The organism is Pseudomonas moorei (assembly GCF_008801475.1).
GTDB classification, from domain to species: Bacteria; Pseudomonadota; Gammaproteobacteria; order Pseudomonadales; family Pseudomonadaceae; genus Aquipseudomonas; species Aquipseudomonas moorei.
Genome location: NZ_VZPP01000002.1, coordinates 344070 through 363595, shown reverse-complemented (window position 1 = coordinate 363595; position 19526 = coordinate 344070). Strand labels below are relative to the sequence as shown.

The following is a 19526-nucleotide window of genomic DNA, read 5'->3' as shown; positions in this document are numbered from 1 at the left end:
GCATAGCGGGGAAGCGGAAAAAAGAATGGGCACGCCAACCAGGTTGGGTGCCCATTTTTTTTGGTTTTCGCGCCATCCCGGAAGCTGATTACGCAACACCCGTAGGAGCCAGCCTTGCTGGCGATGGTCGTTGACGATACCGCGTGTGGGCTGGATAAACGCGGCGCACTTGAGGTCATCGCTAGCAAGCTGGCTACAGGATGTGTTTCGGTTGGTGTAGGAGTGCAGGGAGGGTGGTCTGTCAGAAGGCTTTAAAAATTGTGACTTGGCGGTCATCGTGCGGCTAATGGTTATGATCTCCTCCTAATGTAACTGGATACTGGCGTTATGGCTTGAAGCCGTTAAACTGCCCCGGCCGTTCATTTTCTTTTTGAGGCTAGCGCATGAAATTTCGTTTTCTGCTGTGGATGCTGGGTTTGTTGATGGGTAAGGCCAGTCGGACCAATCCTGCGTTTCAGCAGCAGTTGGGCGACAAGGACCTGGTGTTTCAGCTGCAGACCCTGGACGGGAAGGTGGCGCGGCACTTTCGTGTGAAGGATCAGCGCATCACCAGCAAGGCGGGCGTGTATGCCGAACCTGCGTTTGCCATCGCCTTCAAAGACGCCGCGTATGGCTTTGCCACGATGCAGGCGAAGAACAAGCAGTTGGCGTTCATGACGGGGATTCAGGACAAGTCGATTCAGATCAAGGGCAACCCCGCGTTGGTAATCTGGTTCCAGGGGTTGACCAAGTATTTGAAGCCGAAGAAAAAGTCTGCCGTAGCTCGTTGATAGGCGTTCTATCAGAAGGGGGCTCGGCTTTAATTACTTCCAATTCTGAAAAATAAAAATTAAAGAGACTGTCATTTATGACAGGTCACAATTGCCTTTTCGCGTGCTCCACTGTGCTGGGTTCAACAAGGTTTTCATTCCTTACTCACCACAATGGAGCAAGAACATGAGCAAGGTAAAAGAAGCGGCAGCGGGCACCCTCGATCCATCCTTTGGCGATAATGGAGTGGTGGATCTGGAGTCCGACGGGAACCTGAGTGTTCCTCAGTCAATTTTTGCGCTATCCGATGGAAAATTGCTTTATGCCAATGGCGATCATGGGGATGGCCAAAATACACTCAGGCTCAGGCGCTTGCACGCCAATGGATTCTTCGACTCGTCGTTCGGTGAAAACGGATCAGTGATTCTGCCTCTTGGTTGGAACACGGCGCCTAGATTCGGATTATTTTCATATCAGGCTGACAGGCTCTTGGTGAAGGGTACACACCTGACTGAAAATGGTCAGAGCGATATGGTACTCGCGCGACTAGACCTGGATGGTCGCATGGATGCCACATTTGGTACTGATGGCATTGTGAAGATCGACCCCTATGATCTGGTTTACCCGCGTAATACCAAGCCGAATCACGAAAGCACCGTCCAAAATCTAACCCCTGCGTTCAATTACATCGGTAGGTCTGTGTGCGTGCAGCCAGATGGCAAGATTCTGGTGGCACACAGCGGAATTCGCGATGACGAGTATCAAAGTAGCGGGCTGGTTTTTCGTCTGTTGCCGAACGGGTCGATTGACAAGACGTTTAACGGAACGGGTGTATTGCTTATCGAGCTGAATATCGATGGCGCTGAGGATAACGAAGCCATAAGTATCGCCCTGCAGAAAGATGGAAAAATTCTGGTGTGCGGTAGTTACTTGGCTGAGTCAACCGTAAGTGGCTATATCATTCGTTACGAAGAAAACGGTGAATTAGATACCACCTTCAACAATGGCAGGCAGGTGGTAATCACCAACCCGAATTTCAAAATAATTGCAGCTGGCACCATTTCGGTGAGAGAAAGCGACAATACAATTCTTGTGGTGGGCACCGCCTATGAGGCGTTTAGCCCGATACCATCTGCCAGTACGCCATGGATTGCAGTTCTTGACGCCGATGGCTCGTTCAATATTTTGTTCAATAACAGCAAGCCATTGTTCGCGAGGGTAGTGCCTGGCGATGGATCATGGCGTAATTCTGCTTGGCAGGAAGATGGCAGCGCGATTCTTGTCTCCGGATCGGTCGTAGCGCGCTATCTTTCAAGCGGTTTGCTGGATCCGTCATTCAATGATACGGGCTGGAACTCCCACAAAGGTAGCTATAAGGACATGTTGGTAACAAGCGACAGGAAACTCGTCGTTATCGGACAGAGGAGTTTGTTGCGCTACCTCACATGAGCAGTTGAGTAGAAGCGCTGAGGGCTAGCCTGGCTAGTCAGGTTTCAAGCGGATTCATCGCGGGCAAGCCACGCACCCACAGGGATCATTTAAATCCTGTGGGAGCGGGCTTGCCCGCGATGCCTTTCAGCCCTGAGTGAATTGCGAAGCGAGTTCACGCAGCAATACTTCGGCTTCAAGCACTTTGCTGACCACGTCTTCAGCCTTGGCGCGGGTCAGGCCGAGGCGTTCGAGCAGGGCGTCGGGGATGTCTTCATCGGGGCCGGAACCAATGCCACGGCTGCGCAGCAAACGCACGCTCAGGCATACGAGGTTCGGGTACTCGGCGTAGTCGCCGTCGTAATGTGGGTCGTGCTGGAAACGCAACGCGGTGGCCAGTTCATCGGGCATGTCCCAGTAGCGCATCAGCCAGGCGCCGATCTGTTCGCGGCTGATGCCCAGCAGGTGTTGCTCGATGTAGCTGTGGCACAGGTGCGGGTTGACCTCCAGGTGGCGGCAGATCAGCGAGAAGTGCGGCGGGAAAACGTGGGCCAACAGCAGGTAGCCGAAGTTGTGCAGCAGGCCGGCCAGGTAAGTCAGGCCGGCTTCCGGGCGCTGGGTGCGCGGCATGGCGCGGGTCAGGCCTTCAATGACGGCGGCGGTGTAGATCGATTGCTGCCAGTACGGCGTGCTGTGTTGCGGGTGGTCCTTGGGCAGGCTCAGGGTTTTGCCCAGGGCCAGGCCCAGCGCCAGGTTGATCACCAGGTCGAAACCCAGCACCCGAACGATGGCATCTTCCACCGAGCGGATCTTGCCCGGCGACGCGTAGTAAGGCGACGCCGCCCAGCTCACCACTTGCGCCGCCAGCGCCGGGTCGGTCTCGACCACGCCGGTGATGTCGTCGATGGTGGCGTTGGGGTCGACGCGCAGCTTGATGATCTTCTGCGCGGTCTCGGCCAGCGGCGGAATCTCGATGGTCGCTTCCAGGCGCTGCTGGATGCGTCGTGCGGTGAACGCTTGAACGGCCTGGGTGATTTCCTCGCGGTCATCGTCGGGGCGGTCGAGGTTCGGGCGGATGCTGGCCAGCACTTCGCCGAAATTGGCGGCGCTGGCTTTATTCAGCATGGATTTGAAGGCTTCGCTGCTGATTTCCAGCAACACACCAGGCTCGCCCGAGTTGACCAGCAACATCGGTTCGCGCAGCAGGCTTTCCTCGTACAGGCACGGCGAGCTGGTGAGTGACGGCAGACCTGGCAACAGGCTCAGGTTGTGCTTGCCGAGCATCTTCACCAGGCGCTCGGTCGGCACCGCGGTGAGGCGGCGACCGGTGAGTTCGGTGAGGCGATTGAGGTCCAGCAACTGGCTCTGCGGGAACAGCACCATCAGTGCGCCAACGGCATCGTCTAGCAGCACGGCCTGGACCTTGCGCGCCGGATTCAGGCCGTGATGGTCGAGAACTTCTTCGTAGGCAATGCCCAGTTTGCCCAGCATCAGCCGAATGACCGACGGCGCGTGCGGGGTAGCGGGTGCGAGGGCAACTTCGGTCATGGTCTGTATCCGTTCGAAAACAATTGCAGGAGTATAACCAGCTTGCTCAAACCCATCTCTCAGAAACTGCGACGGTGCTCACACTTGGCCGTATTGCTGCCCATGGCGCAACCATCGGTCGAGCAGTGGGCTGACGTGGTCGGGCCAGCGTTCGAGCAAAGCTTGAGCCGCGTCTCGCACGGCGGGTAGCAGGTCGGCGTCGCGCATCAGGTCGGCGACCTTGAATTGAAGCAGACCCGTCTGGCGTGTGCCGAGCATTTCGCCGGGGCCGCGCAGTTCGAGGTCTTTTTCGGCGATGACAAAGCCGTCGTTGGTTTCGCGCATGATGCCCAGACGCTGTCGACCGATCTGCGACAGCGGCGGATGGTAGAGCAACACGCAATGGCTGACGGCACTGCCTCGCCCGACGCGACCGCGCAGCTGGTGCAGTTGCGCGAGGCCAAGGCGTTCCGGGTTTTCGATGATCATCAGGCTGGCGTTGGGCACGTCGACACCCACTTCGATCACGGTGGTGGCGACCAGCAGCTGCAAGTTGCCGGCCTTGAATTCGGCCATCACGGCGGCTTTCTCGGCCGGCTTCATGCGCCCGTGGATCAGCCCGACCTTCAACTCGCCGAGGGCGGCGGTGAGGTCTTCATAGGTGGTTTCGGCGGCCTGGCAGGTCAGCTCTTCCGACTCTTCAATCAGCGTGCACACCCAATAGGCCTGACGACCCTCGGCACAGGCGCCGCGCACCCGTTCGATGACTTCGACCCGCCGGGTGTCGGTGATCAGCACAGTGTTCACAGGCGTTCGGCCGGGCGGCAGTTCGTCGAGGATCGAGGTGTCGAGGTCGGCGTAGGCACTCATGGCCAGGGTTCGCGGGATAGGCGTCGCAGTCATGATCAGTTGATGTGGGCACATGCGCCCGCCGACGCCTTTCTGCCGTAACGCCAGGCGCTGTTGCACACCGAAGCGGTGCTGTTCGTCAATGATCACCAGCGCCAGGTTCTTGAACTGCACCTCGTCCTGGAACAGCGCGTGGGTGCCGACCACCATCGGTGTGCCATTGGCAATCTGCTCCAGTGCGGCCACGCGGTTTTTGCCCTTGAGCTTGCCGGCCAGCCACGCGACTTCGATACCCAGTGGTTCGAGCCAGCGTTTGAAGGTGATGAAGTGCTGTTCGGCGAGAATTTCGGTGGGCGCCATCAGGGCGACCTGATAGCCGGCCTCCAGCGCTTGCAACGCAGCCAGCGCAGCGACCACGGTCTTGCCCGCGCCGACGTCGCCCTGAATCAAGCGCAACATCGGCTCGTGTTGACTGAGGTCGTAGGCGATTTCGTTGCCGACCCGCTGCTGTGCACCCGTAGGGCTGAAGCCGAGGTTGGCCAGGTATCTGGCCGGTAGCTTCGTGGCTTTGGGCATGGCCGGTGCGCGCAGCGAGCGCATGCTTTCGCGCAGGCGTTGCTGGGACAGTTGATGGGTCAGCAGTTCTTCGAAGGCCAGGCGGTGCTGGGCCCAGTGGTGGCCGAGGGCGAGCTCGTCGACATCGGCGTCGGCCGGAGGATGGTGCAGGTAGCGGATCGCATCGGCCAGCGGTGCCAATTGATAATCACGGGCCAGTTCGGTCGGCAGCCAGTCGGGCAGGCTGGTGGGGCCGAGCAAGGTCAGGGTCTGCATGCACAGTTGGCGCAAGCGTTGCTGCGTCAGGCCTTCGGTGAGCGGATACACCGGGGTCAGGGTTTCGTCCACCGGCGGCGGCTCGTCGCCGGTAATGGCGCGGTATTCCGGGTGGTAGATTTCCAGCCCCGACGCACCGGGTCGCGCTTCGCCGTAGCAGCGAATTCGCGTGCCGCGCTTGAGGCCTTCTTTCTGTGCGTTGCTGAAATGGTAGAAGCGCAGGCTGAGCCCGCCGGTGCCGTCCTGCAGGCGCACCACCAGGCTGCGGCGTCGGCCCATGACCACGTCGGCACCGCTGACGGTGCCTTCGATCACGGCATCCTGACCTGGGCGCAACGCCCCGATCGGGACCACGCGAGTGCGGTCCTGGTAGCGCAGCGGCAGGTGAAACAGGACGTCCTGGAGATTTTCCAGACCCACCTTGGCCAGTTTCTCGGCCATGGCTTCGCCGACACCCTTGAGTGCCGTCACCGACACTTGCGACAACTCGGTCATGACACGTGCTTAGCCGGCCACCACCGGTGCCGATGGCTTGGCCACCGAGCACAGGCGAATGGAGTCAGCGAGAATTTCAATGGCTTTCGGACGCGGGAAGCTCGCACGCCAGGCGATGGCCACGGTGCGAAACGGCACCGGCGCCGACAACGGTCGAACTTCGATCACGCCAGGGGCGTAGTGGTGGCTGTCGACGGCCGACAGCGGCAGGATCGAAACCCCGAGGCCGGAGGCAACCATGTGGCGGATGGTTTCCAGCGAACTGGATTCCACCGTGGTGTGTTTGGCGCCGTCGTTGCCTTTGGTCAGGGTCGGGCAGGCTTCCAGTACCTGATCGCGGAAGCAGTGGCCTTCGCCGAGCAACAGCAGGCTCTTGTCATTGAGCAGGCTGGCGTCGATGGATTCTTTTTGTGTCCACGGGTGCTGCGCCGGCATCAGGACGTAGAACGGCTCATCGTAGAGCTGCAGGGTCAGGACGTCGGCTTCATTGAACGGCAGGGCGATGATGATCGCGTCGAGCTCGCCGTTGCGCAGCTTGTCACGCAGGATGTGGGTGAAGTTTTCTTCGATGTACAACGGCATCTGCGGGGCAACCCGGTGCAGTTGCGGGATCAGGTGCGGGAACAGGTACGGGCCGACGGTGTAGATCGCGCCGACTTTCAGCGGGGCGGTCAGTTGGTTCTTGCCGGCTTGGGCCAATTCGCGAATGCCTTGGGCCTGCTCCAGGACTTTCTGTGCCTGGGCCACGATGCCTTCGCCAACCGGGGTCAGGCGCACGGCGCTTTTGCTGCGCTCGAAAATCAGCACACCGAGTTCGTCTTCAAGCTTTTTCACGCCCACCGAAAGGGTCGGTTGGCTGACGTGGCAACGCTCGGCTGCATGGCCGAAGTGCTGCTCTTGGGCGAGGGTAACGATGTAGCGTAATTCTGTGAGGGTCATAGCAAGCGTCCATGAAGTTGCGAGCCAAGCATACCGGCTGCAATCGATAGACGCACGTTATCAGACTGTGTGTGTCGGGTGACACCGGACAATGCCGGTTTGCCGCTGGCGGATACGTAAAAGGCACCTTTCGATGCCTTTGGTAGATCGCTGCAGAACCTGTAGGAGCGAGCTTGCTCGCGATAGCGCTCCAACAGTCAACGATGATGTTGGACGTCAGGCAGCAATCGCGAGCAAGCTCGCTCCCCTATTGATCAGCGCCGGGCTTTATCCAGCGAGTAAACAAAGGGCGCAACAATCTCGATGGAGCCGTTGCTCAACATGTCAGCCGGGGGCTTGGGCAGCGGTTGGGCGCGACGGATCATCTCCAGCGTGGCCCGGTCAAGATCGGCCGTACCAGAGGCGCCGACCAGTTCGAACGACAACACCTTGCCTTCAGCGTCCACCACGAAGCGCAGACGGTTCATGCCTTGTTTGCCCCGTGCCTGTGCACTGGCCGGGTACTTTTTGTACTTGGCCAAATGTGCGAGCAAGGCGCCTTGCCAGCTGGCCTTGGCCGCCACTTGAGCCGGCGATGGGCCAGGGGCTGGCTGAGCGGATTGCTCCGTCGGTGCCGGCGTCGGTGGCGCTTCGCTCGGTTTTGCCTCGGATGGCTTTTCCTTGGGCGGCTCGGGCTTTTTCTCCACAGGCTTGGGCGGTTGAGGCTTGGGCTTGGGTTTGACCGGTTTCGGCACCGCAATCTCGGCCTTGGGGGCTTCGGCGAGCTTCGGGATCGGCAGTTCTTCAACCGGAGCTGGCGGCTGCGGCGGTGTGACGACCTTCGGCGGCGCAGGCGGTGGCGGGGCGGGAAGCGGTGCCAGCTCGACCATCATTGCCTGGGGTGGCAATTCGATGGGCGGGCGAGCCGTCCAGTTCACGGCCAGCGCAACGGCCAGCGCGTGAACACCCAGCACCACGGCCAGGCTCGCGCCGTATCGCGTCAGCTTATGGCGCGTCGTGATCATTTCTTGGCTGCCGACTCGAGACCGACCAGACCCACCTTCAGGTAGCCGGCGGAGCGCAGGGTGTCCATCACGCTCATGAGGTCACCGTAGTCCACGCCCTTGTCGGCCTGGAAGAAGATCGTCGTGTCTTTCTTGCCATGGGTCTTGGCGTCGAGTGTGGCGCCGAGTGTTTCGGCCTTCACTTCGTCTTCGCCGAGGAACAGGCGCTGGTCAGCCTTGACGCTGAGGAATACCGGTTTTTCGGGGCGTGGCGCCGGTTTGGCGGTGGACGCCGGCAGGTCGACCTTGATGTCCACGGTGGCCAGCGGCGCCGCGACCATGAAGATGATCAGCAGCACGAGCATGACGTCGATGAACGGCGTGACGTTGATTTCGTGATTTTCGGCCAGATCGTCGTCCGCGCCTTCTTTCAAATGCAGGCCCATGGCCGATTACCCCACTTTCACCATGTGCGGTGGCGAGCTGCGCTCAGGCTGGTGGTCGAGGTCGCGGCTGACCAGCAGCAGGACCTGCGCCGAAGCGTCGGACACCTGCGCCTTGTAACCGGCGATGGAGCGGGCGAATACGTTGTAGATGACGACCGCAGGAATCGCGGCAACCAGTCCCAGTGCCGTTGCCAGCAGGGCTTCGGCGATGCCGGGAGCCACCACGGCGAGGTTGGTGGTCTGGGTCTTGGCGATGCCTATGAAGCTGTTCATGATGCCCCATACGGTACCGAACAGGCCTACGAACGGCGCTGTGGAACCGATGGTGGCGAGCACGCCGGTACCGCTGCTCATATTGCGACCGCAGGCAGCGACCAGGCGTTCGAGGCGGAAGCTGACGCGTTCCTTGATACCTTCCTTCTCGCGGCTATTGACCGACAGGCGCATTTCTTCGAGGGCGTCGTGCACCAGCAAGTTAGCGAGGGTGCCCGCCTTTGCCGCGGAGACGCTGGCTTCCTTGAGCGAGGCAGATTTTTTCAGCTGGGCGATTTCGTCACGCAGACGGCGCTTGGCGCCCATCAGTTCCAGGCCTTTGGCGATCCAGATGGTCCAGGTGATGATCGAGGCGATGGCCAGACCGATCATCACGATTTTCACGATGATGTCGGCGTTCTGGTACATGCCCCACGGCGACAGGTCGTGGGCCATGCCCAGGGAATTATCGGCTTCGAGGACTTCGGGCGCGTCTTCGCTGGCGATGGCTTGGGTCTGTGCCGGGTCGGCGGCAACTGGAATGACAGCCGGGGCAGTGTGATCGGCTGGAGCCGGTGCGGTGGCGGCGGTCGGAGTGGCTGGTGCTTGGGCGTCGGCGAACGCGGCAGCAGGTGCCAGCAGCACGCTGAACAACAGGGCGGTCAGCGTGCTCCAGATGCGAGGTCGTTTGGTAGGCGAAGCGGAGAGTTGATTGCGTGTCATGCTGGCCGGACCTGAGAGGAAAATTCGATTAATGTTCTTCCAGGCCTCGTGGGGGCCGAGAACAAAGTGGCGTGCATTATTGCAATTAATTCTTGTTAACAAAAGTAATAGAGTCTCTTTTTTTCTTGCATTGCTAACCGCTTGTCCACTGTCGGCGCTAGCTTATCCGTTCCCGAGAGGAGTTTTTTGATGTCCGCACCTTCTGTTCTGATCGCCGGTTGTGGTGATGTCGGTGGTCGTCTGGCCACGCAATTGTTGGCGTTGGGGTGGGAAGTTCATGGCCTGCGGCGTGACATTTCGCGACTGCCCGAGGGTGTAATCGGCGTGGCGGGCGACTTGTTCAATGAAGACTGTCCGGCCACCTGGCCAATCGGTGCCGTGGACTACCTGGTGTATTGCGCGGCGGCTACCGATCACGATGAGGCCGGTTACCGCGCTGCTTACGTGCAGGGCTTGCAACACGTGCTGGGCTGGTTGAACGACTACGGGCAGGTGCCCGAACGTTTGTTGTTCGTTTCCAGCAGCAGTGTTTACGGGCAGCAGCAGGGCGAGTGGGTCGATGAGACTTCGCCGGCCGTGGCGGCTGGCTACTCCGGGCGCGTGATGCTCGAAGCCGAGCAGATTGCGCTCAATAGCGGCATTCCGGCCAGCATTGTGCGGTTGACCGGTATTTATGGTCCAGGCCGCGAGTGGTTACTGACTCAGGTGCGCCGGGGGTATCGCGTGGCGGTCGATCCTCCGCTGTATGCCAATCGGATTCATGCCGATGACGCCGCAGGGTTGATGGCATTTCTCCTTGAGGCCGCTCGACGTGGCGTGGCGTTGGAGGATGTTTATATCGGCGTCGATGATGCACCCGCTGCGTTGGCGGATGTGGTGGGTTGGTTGCGCGAGTACCTGGGGGTGACCGAGTGGGCAGATGACGCCAGCGTACGCCGCACCGGAAGCAAGCGTTGCAGCAATGCGCGGGCGAAGGCCTTGGGCTGGACGCCTAAGTATCCGAGTTTTCGTGAGGGGTATGCGGCGATTCTTGAAGGGCGCTGCTGACGTTCAGGCGCCATAAACACCTGTAGGAGTGAGCAAGCTCGCTCCCACAGGTGTTTTTGTATTGCTTACTGCTTCTCGAGCAGCCACTTGCGATCGCCTGGCGTGAACGAAGGCATCTCGTCAGCCTGTGCGGTGTTCACGGTCTGGAAAATTTCCAGTTCTTTGCCTTTGCGGGTAAAGATCCACGCATTCCCTTGGCCGTTGAGTTGCAGCCACATGTTGTCGTTGCCGCCGCTCATCGACGCACAATCGCCAGCCAGGCACAGCGCGTAGCGATCAGTGTTCGGCAGGCCGCTGACCTGGCCGTCGGCCTGGAACTGCACAGTGTTGCCTTCGCCCGGGCCGCTGACGATTTTCCAGTTACCGCCCATGTAGGCTGAGTAGAGTGCCCGTTCGAAGCTGGCGCCGATCGGCGCGCCATCCGGTACAGGGATCAATGCGCGGTCGAAGACTTGTGCCGGTTCGTTCTCGGTCGAGGCTTGGCTCAATTGCTTGCCATCGCGCTTCAACTCACTGCTGGTACTGCCATAAAAGTCGACTTTCCAGGCGTTGGACTCTTCGCCCAGCAGCTTGCCTTCGACATTTTCAAAACCATTGGTGTAGCGGGCCTGGGCAGCCTTGGTGTTGACGTTCCATTCCAGGTTCGGACCATAGGCCTGGAGCGCTTCACGCAGGGGAACGCCTTTGGATGCCGCGTCAATCGCCACCTGGTTGATCCAGGTGCCGCTGATATCACGGTCGGCAGGGTTGCTGGCACATCCGCCCAAAAAAAGGGCGAGCAGCGAGAGAGCAAGCGCTTTGCGCATGGTGGAATCCTTTCAAACTTTCTTTACAGCTGAGCAGTCGGCGCAGCCTCAGGCTGCGCCAGACGCATTACTCGATGACCAGGATGGCATCCATTTCAACTTGCGAACCCTTTGGCAAGGCCGCTACGCCGATGGCGGCGCGGGCAGGGTAAGGCTGGTCGAAGTACTTGCCCATGATCTCGTTGACCTTGGCGAAGTGGCTCAGGTCGGTGAGGAAGATGTTCAGTTTGACGATGTCCTTGAACGAGCCACCGGCAGCTTCAGCCACAGCCTTGAGGTTCTCGAAGACCTGGACGGTCTGGGCTTCGAAGCCTTCAACCAGTTCCATGGTTTTTGGGTCCAGAGGAATTTGACCCGACATGTAAACAGTGTTGCCAGCCTTGATCGCCTGGGAATAAGTACCGATGGCGGCCGGGGCCTTGTCGCTGGTGATAACGGTCTTGGTCATGAATGACTCCTTGTAAGGGTTGGATGGCTACGCACGCATGCGGGTGATGCGGATCACCCCGGTCAGGGCGCGCAGTTTCTTGATCACGCGGGCCAGGTGCACGCGGTCGTGCACGCTGACCACCAGTTGGACCACGCTGATGCGACCATCGCGTTCGTCCATGCTGATTTTTTCGATGTTGCCGTCGGCCGCATTGACGCTGCTGGCCAGCAGGGCGATCAGGCCACGCTGGTGTTCCAGCTCGACACGCAGTTCGACATTGAATTCGCCGGTGACATCCTTGGCCCACGAGAGCTGGATACATTTTTCCGGGTTGTGGCGGATTTCGCTGATGTTACGGCAGTTGTCCAGGTGCACGACCATGCCTTTGCCCGCAGACAGGTGGCCGACAATCGGGTCGCCCGGGATCGGTGTGCAGCACTTGGCGTAGCTGAGCACCAGGCCTTCGGTGCCGCGAATCGCCAGCGGACCTTCCGGGCTCGGTAGCTGTTCACCTTCGCCGAGCAGGCGCCGGGCTACAACGTAGGCCATGCGATTGCCCAGGCCAATGTCTTCCAGCAGGTCTTCGATCAGCTCGAGGCGGTACTCGGTGAGCATGGCCTTGACGCGCTCGGCCGGGATTTTTTCCAGCGAGCTGTCGAAGCCGTTGAGGACTTTGTTCAGCAGGCGCTCGCCCAGGCTGATGGACTCAGAGCGGCGTTGCAGTTTCAGCGCATGGCGGATGTGCGTACGCGCCTTGCCGGTGACCACGAAGTTGAGCCACGCCGGGTTCGGCCGCGCACCCGGAGCGCTGACGATCTCGACCGTAGAGCCGCTTTGCAGAGGTTCGGACAGTGGCGCGAGTCGACGGTTGATCCGGCAGGCGATGCAGCTGTTGCCCACGTCGGTATGTACCGCATAAGCGAAGTCGACCGCCGTGGAGCCCTTGGGCAGCTCCATGATCCGGCCTTTGGGCGTGAACACGTAGACCTCGTCCGGGAACAGGTCGATCTTCACGCTTTCGATGAATTCCAGCGAGTTGCCGGCGCGCTGCTGCATTTCCAGCACGCCTTTGACCCATTGGCGCGCGCGGGCGTGAGTGCCTTTTGGCTGCTCATCGCCGCTGGATTTATACAGCCAATGGGCGGCGATGCCGTTGTTGGCCATCTCTTCCATTTCGCGGGTGCGGATCTGGATTTCGATCGGAACGCCATGCATGCCGAACAGCGTTGTGTGCAGCGACTGATAGCCGTTGGCCTTGGGGATCGCGATGTAATCCTTGAAACGACCCGGCAACGGCTTGTACAAATTATGCACGGCACCCAGAACGCGGTAACAGGTATCGACCTTGTCGACGATGATCCGGAACGCGTAGACGTCCATGATCTCGTTGAAGGCCCGACGCTTGCCGCGCATTTTCTTGTAGATGCCGTAGAGGTGTTTCTGTCGACCGCTGACTTCGCCCTGAATGCCGTCGATGGCCAGACAGTGGCTGAGGGATTCCTCGATCTTGTTGACGATTTCCTTGCGGTTGCCCCGGGCGCGCTTGACCGCCTGGTAGATTCGCGCGGAACGCATCGGGTGCATGGCCTTGAAGCCGAGGTCTTCGAATTCTATGCGGATGGCGTGCATGCCCAGCCGGTTGGCGATGGGCGCATAGATTTCCAGGGTTTCCTTGGCGATGCGCCGACGTTTCTCGCCGGACAGCACTTCCAGCGTGCGCATGTTGTGCAGTCGGTCGGCCAGCTTGACCAGGATCACGCGAATGTCACGTGCCATGGCCATGGCCATTTTCTGGAAGTTTTCAGCCTGGGCTTCGGCCTTGGTCTCGAAGTTCATCTGGGTCAGTTTGCTGACCCCGTCGACCAGTTCGGCCACGGTTTCGCCGAACTGCGCCTGCAGCGCTTCCTTGGCAATACCGGTGTCTTCGATCACGTCATGCAGCATGGCCGCCATCAGGCTCTGATGGTCCATGTGCATGTCGGCAAGAATATTCGCTACAGCGAGCGGGTGCGTTACGTACGCCTCGCCACTGCGGCGGCGTTGGCCGTCGTGGGCTTGTTCGGCGTAGAAATACGCTCGGCGGACCAGATTGACCTGGTCCTTGCCGAGGTAGGTCGATATGCGATCGGCGAGGGCGTCTATGCTCGGCATGATGACTCCTGCCGTAAGCTGTGATCCCGCGCCGTGCTACGTCGACCAGGCATAGGCTTAGACGGCCTCGTTGGACTCGTCCTCGAATGCAGCAAAAAGCGGTTCATCTTCAACGATTTCGGCTTCGGCGATAGCTGCGTAGTCGATCAGGCCTTCAGCGATTTCACGCAGGGCGACGACGGTAGGCTTGTCGTTTTCCCATGCTACTTTCGGCTCTTTGCCGCCGGTGGCCAGTTGACGGGCACGCTTGGTAGAGAGCATGACCAGCTCAAAGCGGTTATCCACGTGTTCTAGGCAGTCTTCAACGGTTACGCGGGCCATGGTCTTCCTCGTAGCAAATGCAATATGCGCGCTGCCCGGATGGGCGAGCGGACTCAACAGTTTAAAAAATCACCAGCGATTAGGGAAGCGCTGATTTTTTGATCAAGCCCTTCAACGCGCTGCAAGTGCCAATGTAAAGCCCTCGCAGCGGTTTTGGGAAGAGCTGTTTAACCGAGCAATTCAGCCAGCAATTTGCCAAAACGCTGTTGTTGGCGTTTCTGTTGCAGCTGATTGGCGCGGAAAATTGCCTTCAGGTCGTGCAGCGCGTGGGCGAAATCGTCGTTGATGATCAGGTAGTCGTAGTCGACATAATGGCTCATTTCGCTGACGGCTTCGCGCATGCGGCCGTCAATGATCTCGTCGCTGTCCTGGCCACGATTGGTCAGGCGTTGGTGCAGGGCCTGAAGCGATGGCGGCAGAATGAAGATCGAGCGGGCCTTGGGCATCAGTTGACGCACTTGCTCGGCACCCTGCCAGTCGATTTCCAGGATCAGGTCGTGGCCTTCGTCGAGGGTCTGCTGCAGGTGGCTTTGCGAGGTGCCGTAGAGATTGCCGAAAACCTCGGCGCGCTCGAGGAAATCCCCGTGCTCGATCATCTTCACGAACTCGCTGCGTTCGACGAAGTGGTAGTTCACGCCGTTCACTTCACCGGGGCGCATGGCCCGGGTGGTATGGGAAATCGAGACGCGGATCTCCGGATCGGCGTCGGTCAGGGCTTTGACCAGGCTGCTTTTGCCCGCGCCCGATGGGGCGGAAATAATGTACAGGGTGCCGGTGCTGTGGGTCATGTCGGGAATGCCTTACTCAATATTCTGCACTTGTTCGCGCATCTGCTCGATCAACACCTTGAGGTTGACCGCAGCCTGGGTGCTGCGCGGGTCGAAGGCTTTGGAGCCCAGTGTGTTGGCTTCGCGGTTGAGCTCCTGCATCAGGAAATCCAGGCGCCGTCCGGCAGCGCCGCCGGACTTGAGTACCCGGCGAACTTCAATGATGTGAGTGCTCAGGCGATCCAGTTCTTCGGCGACGTCGCTCTTTTGCGCGAGCATGACCATTTCCTGCTCCAGGCGCTGCGGGTCCATCTCGGCCTTCATGTCGGCGAAACGGTCGAGGACCTTCTGACGCTGGGTGGCGAGCATCTGCGGGACCAATTCGCGCAAGGTCACCACGTCTTCTTCAATGGAGGTCAGGCGCTCGTTGATCAACCGCGCCAGCTCCGCGCCTTCGCGCTCGCGGCCGGACTTGAGTTCCTTCAGTCCCTGGTTGAACAGCGCCAGTGCTTCGGCGTTCAGCGCTTGCGGGTCGGTGGCATCGCCTACCAGCACGCCGGGCCAGGCGAGGACTTCGAGGGGGTTCAGCGCTGCCGGATTTTTGATCAGGCTGGCGATCGTCTCGGCGGCGGCGACCAATTGCGCGGCGCGCGCCTGGTCGACTTGCAGCGGTTTGCCCGTGTTTTCTTCGGTGAAGCGCAGGGTGCATTCCAGCTTGCCCCGGGACACGCCCTGGCGCAGGGCTTCGCGCACGGCACCTTCAAGGTCGCGAAAAGACTCGGGCAGACGCAAGTGGGGTTCCAGGTACCGGCTGTTGACCGAGCGCAGTTCCCAGCTCAGGGTGCCCTGAACGCCGGCTTTCTCGACGCGGGCGAAGGCGGTCATGCTGTGCACCATGGCGGTACCTCGCAATGCAGATCGGCCGGAACAGCGATTCCGGTCATCCGATATCAATGAATTTAAGCCGACTGGCAGCAAAGGCGCAGGATTGTAGCGCAGTGGTACGTATGCGCCCAAACACAGGCTGTCACAAACGGCTGCAAAGCTTCGGCGACGGGCTGTTCAGAGCCTTCGGTCGTCGGAGGATTTTTTTAGAAGTGCCCAGCGGTGGCCGTCGGCTCTATAATGCTCCGCAGTTTTCCGTCCCCGTACAGGTATCCCTTATGAAACGTCCAAGTGGTCGCGCTGCCGATCAGCTCCGCTCGATCCGCATTACCCGCAACTACACCAAACACGCCGAGGGATCTGTACTGGTCGAGTTCGGTGATACCAAAGTCATCTGCACCGTCAGCGTCGAGAATGGCGTGCCGCGTTTTCTCAAAGGTCAGGGCCAGGGCTGGCTGACGGCCGAATACGGCATGCTGCCGCGCGCCACCGGTGAGCGTAACCAGCGTGAAGCAAGCCGCGGCAAGCAAGGCGGTCGCACTCTGGAGATCCAGCGCCTGATCGGCCGTTCCCTGCGCGCTTCGCTGGACATGTCCAAGCTGGGCGACGTTACCCTGTACGTCGACTGCGACGTGATCCAGGCTGACGGCGGCACCCGCACCGCATCCATCACTGGCGCCATGGTTGCGCTGGTCGATGCCTTGAAAGTGATCAAGAAGCGCGGCGGCCTGAAGGGCGGCGACCCGCTCAAGCAAATGATCGGAGCCGTTTCGGTGGGCATGTATCAGGGCGAGCCAGTGCTGGACCTCGATTACCTGGAAGACTCCGCAGCCGAGACCGACCTGAACGTAGTGATGACCAGTACCGGTGGTTTCATCGAAGTCCAGGGTACTGCCGAAGGCGCACCGTTCCAGCCTGAAGAGCTGAACGCCATGCTGGAACTGGCGAAGAAAGGCATGAACGAGATCTTCGACCTGCAAAAGGCTGCACTGGCTGACTAACCGGAATGGTCCAGGCAAGGAGGGCGCCATGAGTGACGAACAGCAGCTGCTTCCCACCCCGAGCAAAGAGGTTCGGCAGTGGGCGATGTTTTGTCACCTGTCCGCCTTGCTGGGGATCTGGATTCCATTCGGTACCTTGATCGGCCCATTGATTCTCTGGCAGATGAAGCGTGAGATGGACCCGTTTGTCGATGCGCAGGGCAAGGAAGCACTGAACTTTCAGCTCACTGTCGCCATAGCTTCTGCCATTTGTTTTTTGCTGATGGTGGTGATCGTCGGATTCTTCCTGTTTGGTCTGATCGCGATTGGTGCGTTGGTACTGACCATTATTGCTGGAGTGAAAGCCAATGAAGGGGTGCCTTATCGGTATCCGTTCACCTGGCGGCTGATCAAATAAGCAATCCGTGCCCTGTCGGCATGAGTTTGTTGACCAGAAAAGACGACATTACTCGCTTATCTTTTTCGATTTAAAACAAATGCCCCGATTTCGGGGCATTTGCTCTTCTAAAAACAGTTGAATGTTTCAAGTTGTGTGTAACGGTTGTCACTGCAAAATTCAGGCGCTGCAGAAATTTTCTCATACACATATATACAATCGTCTTACACGTTTAGTCACAACTGCAACGCTTTAACACGGCCTATCTGCTTGGCAATGCGACTTGGTGGTTGATAAGGTTGCGCCAAGTAATATTTATCTAGAAATATTTCGATATATTCAAACCATTGACGGTCCTTGAATCTCAATTAATCAGTGTTGAGTGATCAACCTGTTCAAGAGGCGAGTCCAGGTAAAAAGTTCGCCCCTGAATATATATCAATGAATTATTCCAATGTTTCAGCTCGATTTTTACGGAACACTTGTGGCTGCCTCCCTGGTGCTGTTACTGGGACGAGGGCTTGTCACGCGTGTCGGCTTTTTACGTACTTACAATATCCCTGAACCTGTAGCAGGAGGACTGCTGGTTGCTCTGGCTCTCCTGGCCCTGCGAGGCCTGGACATTGAAGTTCGATTTGATACTTCACTGCAGACACCCTTGATGTTGGCGTTTTTTGCCACCATTGGCTTGAGTGCAGACTTCGCCAGCTTGAAGAAAGGCGGGCGCATAGTGGGGATTTTTCTACTGGCGGTCATCGGGCTTCTGGTGGTCCAGAATGCCATGGGCATCGGTCTCGCAACGGCGTTGGGGCTCGATCCCTTGATGGGCCTGCTGACAGGCTCCGTTACGCTGGCGGGTGGGCACGGTACAGGCGCGGCGTGGAGCGCGACGTTCAGCGAGAAGTATGGCCTGGCCTCTGCTTCCGAGCTGGCGATGGCTTCTGCAACCTTTGGCCTGGTCCTGGGCGGATTGATTGGTGGGCCGGTCGCTCGCCTGCTCATCAACCGTGTTCAGGTACCCGGCCTTGAGCAAGCGAAGCCAGGGATGCCCAGGGGCTTTGAGCAACCGAACAAAGAGCGCTCGATCACGCCATTTTCGTTCATCGAGACGCTCGCGCTGATTGCGGTCAGTTTGCTGGCAGGTTCTCTCCTGAATGGTCTGTTGAAGGACACCGCCTTTGAGCTGCCGACGTTCGTTTGCGTCTTGTTCGTGGGTGTGGTTTTGCGCAACGGTCTTTCCGCACTTGGCTTGTATCAGGTGTTTGAGCGTGAAGTTTCAGTGCTGGGTAATGTCAGCTTGTCGCTGTTTCTGGCGATTGCGCTAATGTCACTCAAACTTTGGGACCTGGCTGCACTGGCGTTGCCTATCTTCATTATCCTGGCTGCGCAGACCCTGGTCATGGCGCTATTCGCGATGTTCGTGACTTTCAGGGTCATGGGCAGCAACTACGATGCGGCAGTGCTGGCGGCAGGACACTGCGGTTTCGGGCTGGGTGCCACGCCAACGGCGATCGCTAACATGCAAGCGGTGACTCAGCGTTATGGGCCTTCGCAGATAGCATTTCTGGTGGTGCCGATGGTAGGGGCGTTCTTCATCGACATCATTAATGTGATCGTGATCAAGTTGTACCTTGCGTTGCCGATCTTCGCCGCTGCCTGAAGATCCGAACACTGCTGATGATCCAAAAAAAATGCCCGTATCTTGCGATACGGGCATTTTTCATTCGATGCAACGCTTAGATGGTCAGCGTCCAGTCGTAGTCCACGATCAGCGGCGCGTGTTGCGAGAACCGCGGCTGGCGTGGCAAGCGTGCGCTGCGTACGAAGCGACGCAGACCCGGGGTCAGCAGTTGATAGTCGAAACGCCAACCGAGGTTGAGCATTTCGGCTTGTTCATTATCCGGCCACCAGCTGTACTGATCGCCTTCACGGCTGACTTCGCGCAGGGCATCGACATAGCCCATGTTGCCGACAATCTCGTCCATCCAGGCACGTTCAGGTGCCAGGAAGCCCGGGGATTGCTGGCTGTCGCGCCAGTTCTTGATATCCAGCTTCTGTTGCGCCACGTACAGCGAGCCACAGTAAATGTACTCGCGACGTTTGCGTCGCTGTTTATCCAGGTAACGGGCGAAGTCGTCCATTAGCTTGAACTTCTGGTTCAAGTCTTCATCGCCGTTCTGCCCCGAAGGGAGCAGCAAGGTCGCGATGCTGACCTTGTCGAAATCGGCTTGCAGGTAGCGCCCGTAGCGGTCGGCCGTCTCGAAACCGAGACCGCTGATGACAGCCTTCGGTTGCAGCCGCGAATACAAAGCCACGCCACCTTGGGCGGGGACTTCGGCATCGCAGGCATAAAGGAAGTATCCATCCAGTTGGAAGGCTGGATCGTCCAGTTCAAAGGCGGAGGCGCGGGTGTCCTGCAGGCAGATGACGTCGGCATTCTGTGCTTGCAGCCAACTGAGCAAACCACGCTCGACTGCAGCCTGAATACCATTGACGTTCACACTGATGATCCGCATAAA

19 protein-coding genes are annotated in these 19526 nt (G+C 59.1%); 6 read left to right on the top strand and 13 right to left on the bottom strand.

All coding sequences use genetic code 11. From position 1 onward, the window contains the following. Positions 1–383 precede the first annotated feature (383 nt). Positions 384–770 carry a helicase gene (locus tag F7R06_RS04650; protein WP_090326673.1) on the top strand — a complete coding sequence of 129 codons (387 nt, stop codon included), beginning with the start codon at positions 384–386 and terminating at the stop codon, positions 768–770. Between the two features lie 166 nt (positions 771–936). After that, the gene (locus tag F7R06_RS04645) at positions 937–2199 is read left to right on the top strand and encodes an NHL repeat-containing protein (protein WP_090326670.1); all 1263 of its coding nucleotides are present in this window, start codon (positions 937–939) and stop codon (positions 2197–2199) included. A 126-nt stretch (positions 2200–2325) separates the two neighbouring features. On the opposite strand, the gene F7R06_RS04640 is transcribed toward F7R06_RS04645, so the two are convergent. The 6 genes from F7R06_RS04640 to exbB all read right to left on the bottom strand — a co-directional run bounded on the left by F7R06_RS04640 (position 2326) and on the right by exbB (position 9223). Then, positions 2326–3726, bottom strand: a complete 1401-nt coding sequence (locus F7R06_RS04640; protein WP_090326667.1) for an aminoacyl-tRNA deacylase and HDOD domain-containing protein — start codon at positions 3724–3726, stop codon at positions 2326–2328. 78 nt (positions 3727–3804) lie between these two features. Further along, positions 3805–5880 (bottom strand): ATP-dependent DNA helicase RecG, encoded by a 2076-nt coding sequence (gene recG / locus F7R06_RS04635; protein WP_090326664.1) that lies wholly within the window; start codon positions 5878–5880, stop codon positions 3805–3807. Between the two features lie 9 nt (positions 5881–5889). After that, complete coding sequence (locus tag F7R06_RS04630; RefSeq protein WP_090326662.1) at positions 5890–6819, bottom strand: hydrogen peroxide-inducible genes activator; 930 nt, start codon at positions 6817–6819, stop codon at positions 5890–5892. A 254-nt stretch (positions 6820–7073) separates the two neighbouring features. Further along, positions 7074–7823 carry a TonB family protein gene (locus F7R06_RS04625; protein WP_090326659.1) on the bottom strand — a complete coding sequence of 250 codons (750 nt, stop codon included), beginning with the start codon at positions 7821–7823 and terminating at the stop codon, positions 7074–7076. Beyond that, on the bottom strand, positions 7820–8248 hold the full coding sequence (gene exbD / locus F7R06_RS04620; RefSeq protein WP_090326656.1) for a TonB system transport protein ExbD: 429 nt from the start codon (positions 8246–8248) through the stop codon (positions 7820–7822). Before exbD ends, F7R06_RS04625 begins: the two co-directional genes overlap by 4 nt. Positions 8249–8254: 6 nt before the next feature. Beyond that, positions 8255–9223 (bottom strand): tonB-system energizer ExbB, encoded by a 969-nt coding sequence (exbB, locus tag F7R06_RS04615; protein WP_090326652.1) that lies wholly within the window; start codon positions 9221–9223, stop codon positions 8255–8257. Between the two features lie 189 nt (positions 9224–9412). Here exbB and F7R06_RS04610 point away from each other — a divergent pair, with 189 nt between their 5' ends. Beyond that, positions 9413–10270: an SDR family oxidoreductase gene (locus tag F7R06_RS04610; RefSeq protein ID WP_090326650.1), complete on the top strand. Its 858-nt coding sequence runs from the start codon at positions 9413–9415 to the stop codon at positions 10268–10270. 65 nt (positions 10271–10335) lie between these two features. On the opposite strand, the gene F7R06_RS04605 is transcribed toward F7R06_RS04610, so the two are convergent. The 6 genes from F7R06_RS04605 to F7R06_RS04580 form a co-directional block, all read right to left on the bottom strand. Further along, positions 10336–11076: a hypothetical protein gene (locus F7R06_RS04605; protein ID WP_090326647.1), complete on the bottom strand. Its 741-nt coding sequence runs from the start codon at positions 11074–11076 to the stop codon at positions 10336–10338. 67 nt (positions 11077–11143) lie between these two features. Continuing rightward, positions 11144–11524: a RidA family protein gene (locus tag F7R06_RS04600; protein WP_003229509.1), complete on the bottom strand. Its 381-nt coding sequence runs from the start codon at positions 11522–11524 to the stop codon at positions 11144–11146. A 27-nt stretch (positions 11525–11551) separates the two neighbouring features. After that, the gene (gene spoT / locus F7R06_RS04595; protein WP_090326644.1) at positions 11552–13657 is read right to left on the bottom strand and encodes a bifunctional GTP diphosphokinase/guanosine-3',5'-bis pyrophosphate 3'-pyrophosphohydrolase; all 2106 of its coding nucleotides are present in this window, start codon (positions 13655–13657) and stop codon (positions 11552–11554) included. 57 nt (positions 13658–13714) lie between these two features. Continuing rightward, a complete protein-coding gene (gene rpoZ / locus F7R06_RS04590; protein WP_007921129.1) occupies positions 13715–13978 on the bottom strand; it encodes a DNA-directed RNA polymerase subunit omega in 264 nt (87 codons plus the stop codon). Between the two features lie 167 nt (positions 13979–14145). Next, positions 14146–14766: a guanylate kinase gene (gene gmk, locus F7R06_RS04585; protein ID WP_090326641.1), complete on the bottom strand. Its 621-nt coding sequence runs from the start codon at positions 14764–14766 to the stop codon at positions 14146–14148. Positions 14767–14778: 12 nt separating this feature from the next. Beyond that, positions 14779–15642, bottom strand: a complete 864-nt coding sequence (locus tag F7R06_RS04580) for a YicC/YloC family endoribonuclease (protein ID WP_090326638.1) — start codon at positions 15640–15642, stop codon at positions 14779–14781. A 266-nt stretch (positions 15643–15908) separates the two neighbouring features. Here F7R06_RS04580 and rph point away from each other — a divergent pair, with 266 nt between their 5' ends. The 3 genes from rph (at position 15909) to gltS (ending at position 18667) form a co-directional block, all read left to right on the top strand. Further along, entirely contained in the window at positions 15909–16631 is a 723-nt protein-coding gene (gene rph / locus F7R06_RS04575; protein WP_090326635.1) for a ribonuclease PH, read from the top strand. A 28-nt stretch (positions 16632–16659) separates the two neighbouring features. Continuing rightward, positions 16660–17028 (top strand): DUF4870 domain-containing protein, encoded by a 369-nt coding sequence (locus F7R06_RS04570; protein WP_090326632.1) that lies wholly within the window; start codon positions 16660–16662, stop codon positions 17026–17028. A gap of 433 nt (positions 17029–17461) precedes the next feature. Next, complete coding sequence (gene gltS, locus F7R06_RS04565; RefSeq protein ID WP_090326629.1) at positions 17462–18667, top strand: sodium/glutamate symporter; 1206 nt, start codon at positions 17462–17464, stop codon at positions 18665–18667. 76 nt (positions 18668–18743) lie between these two features. On the opposite strand, the gene F7R06_RS04560 is transcribed toward gltS, so the two are convergent. Further along, positions 18744–19523, bottom strand: a complete 780-nt coding sequence (locus tag F7R06_RS04560) for an exodeoxyribonuclease III (protein WP_003176915.1) — start codon at positions 19521–19523, stop codon at positions 18744–18746. Between the last annotated feature and the right edge of the window lie 3 nt (positions 19524–19526).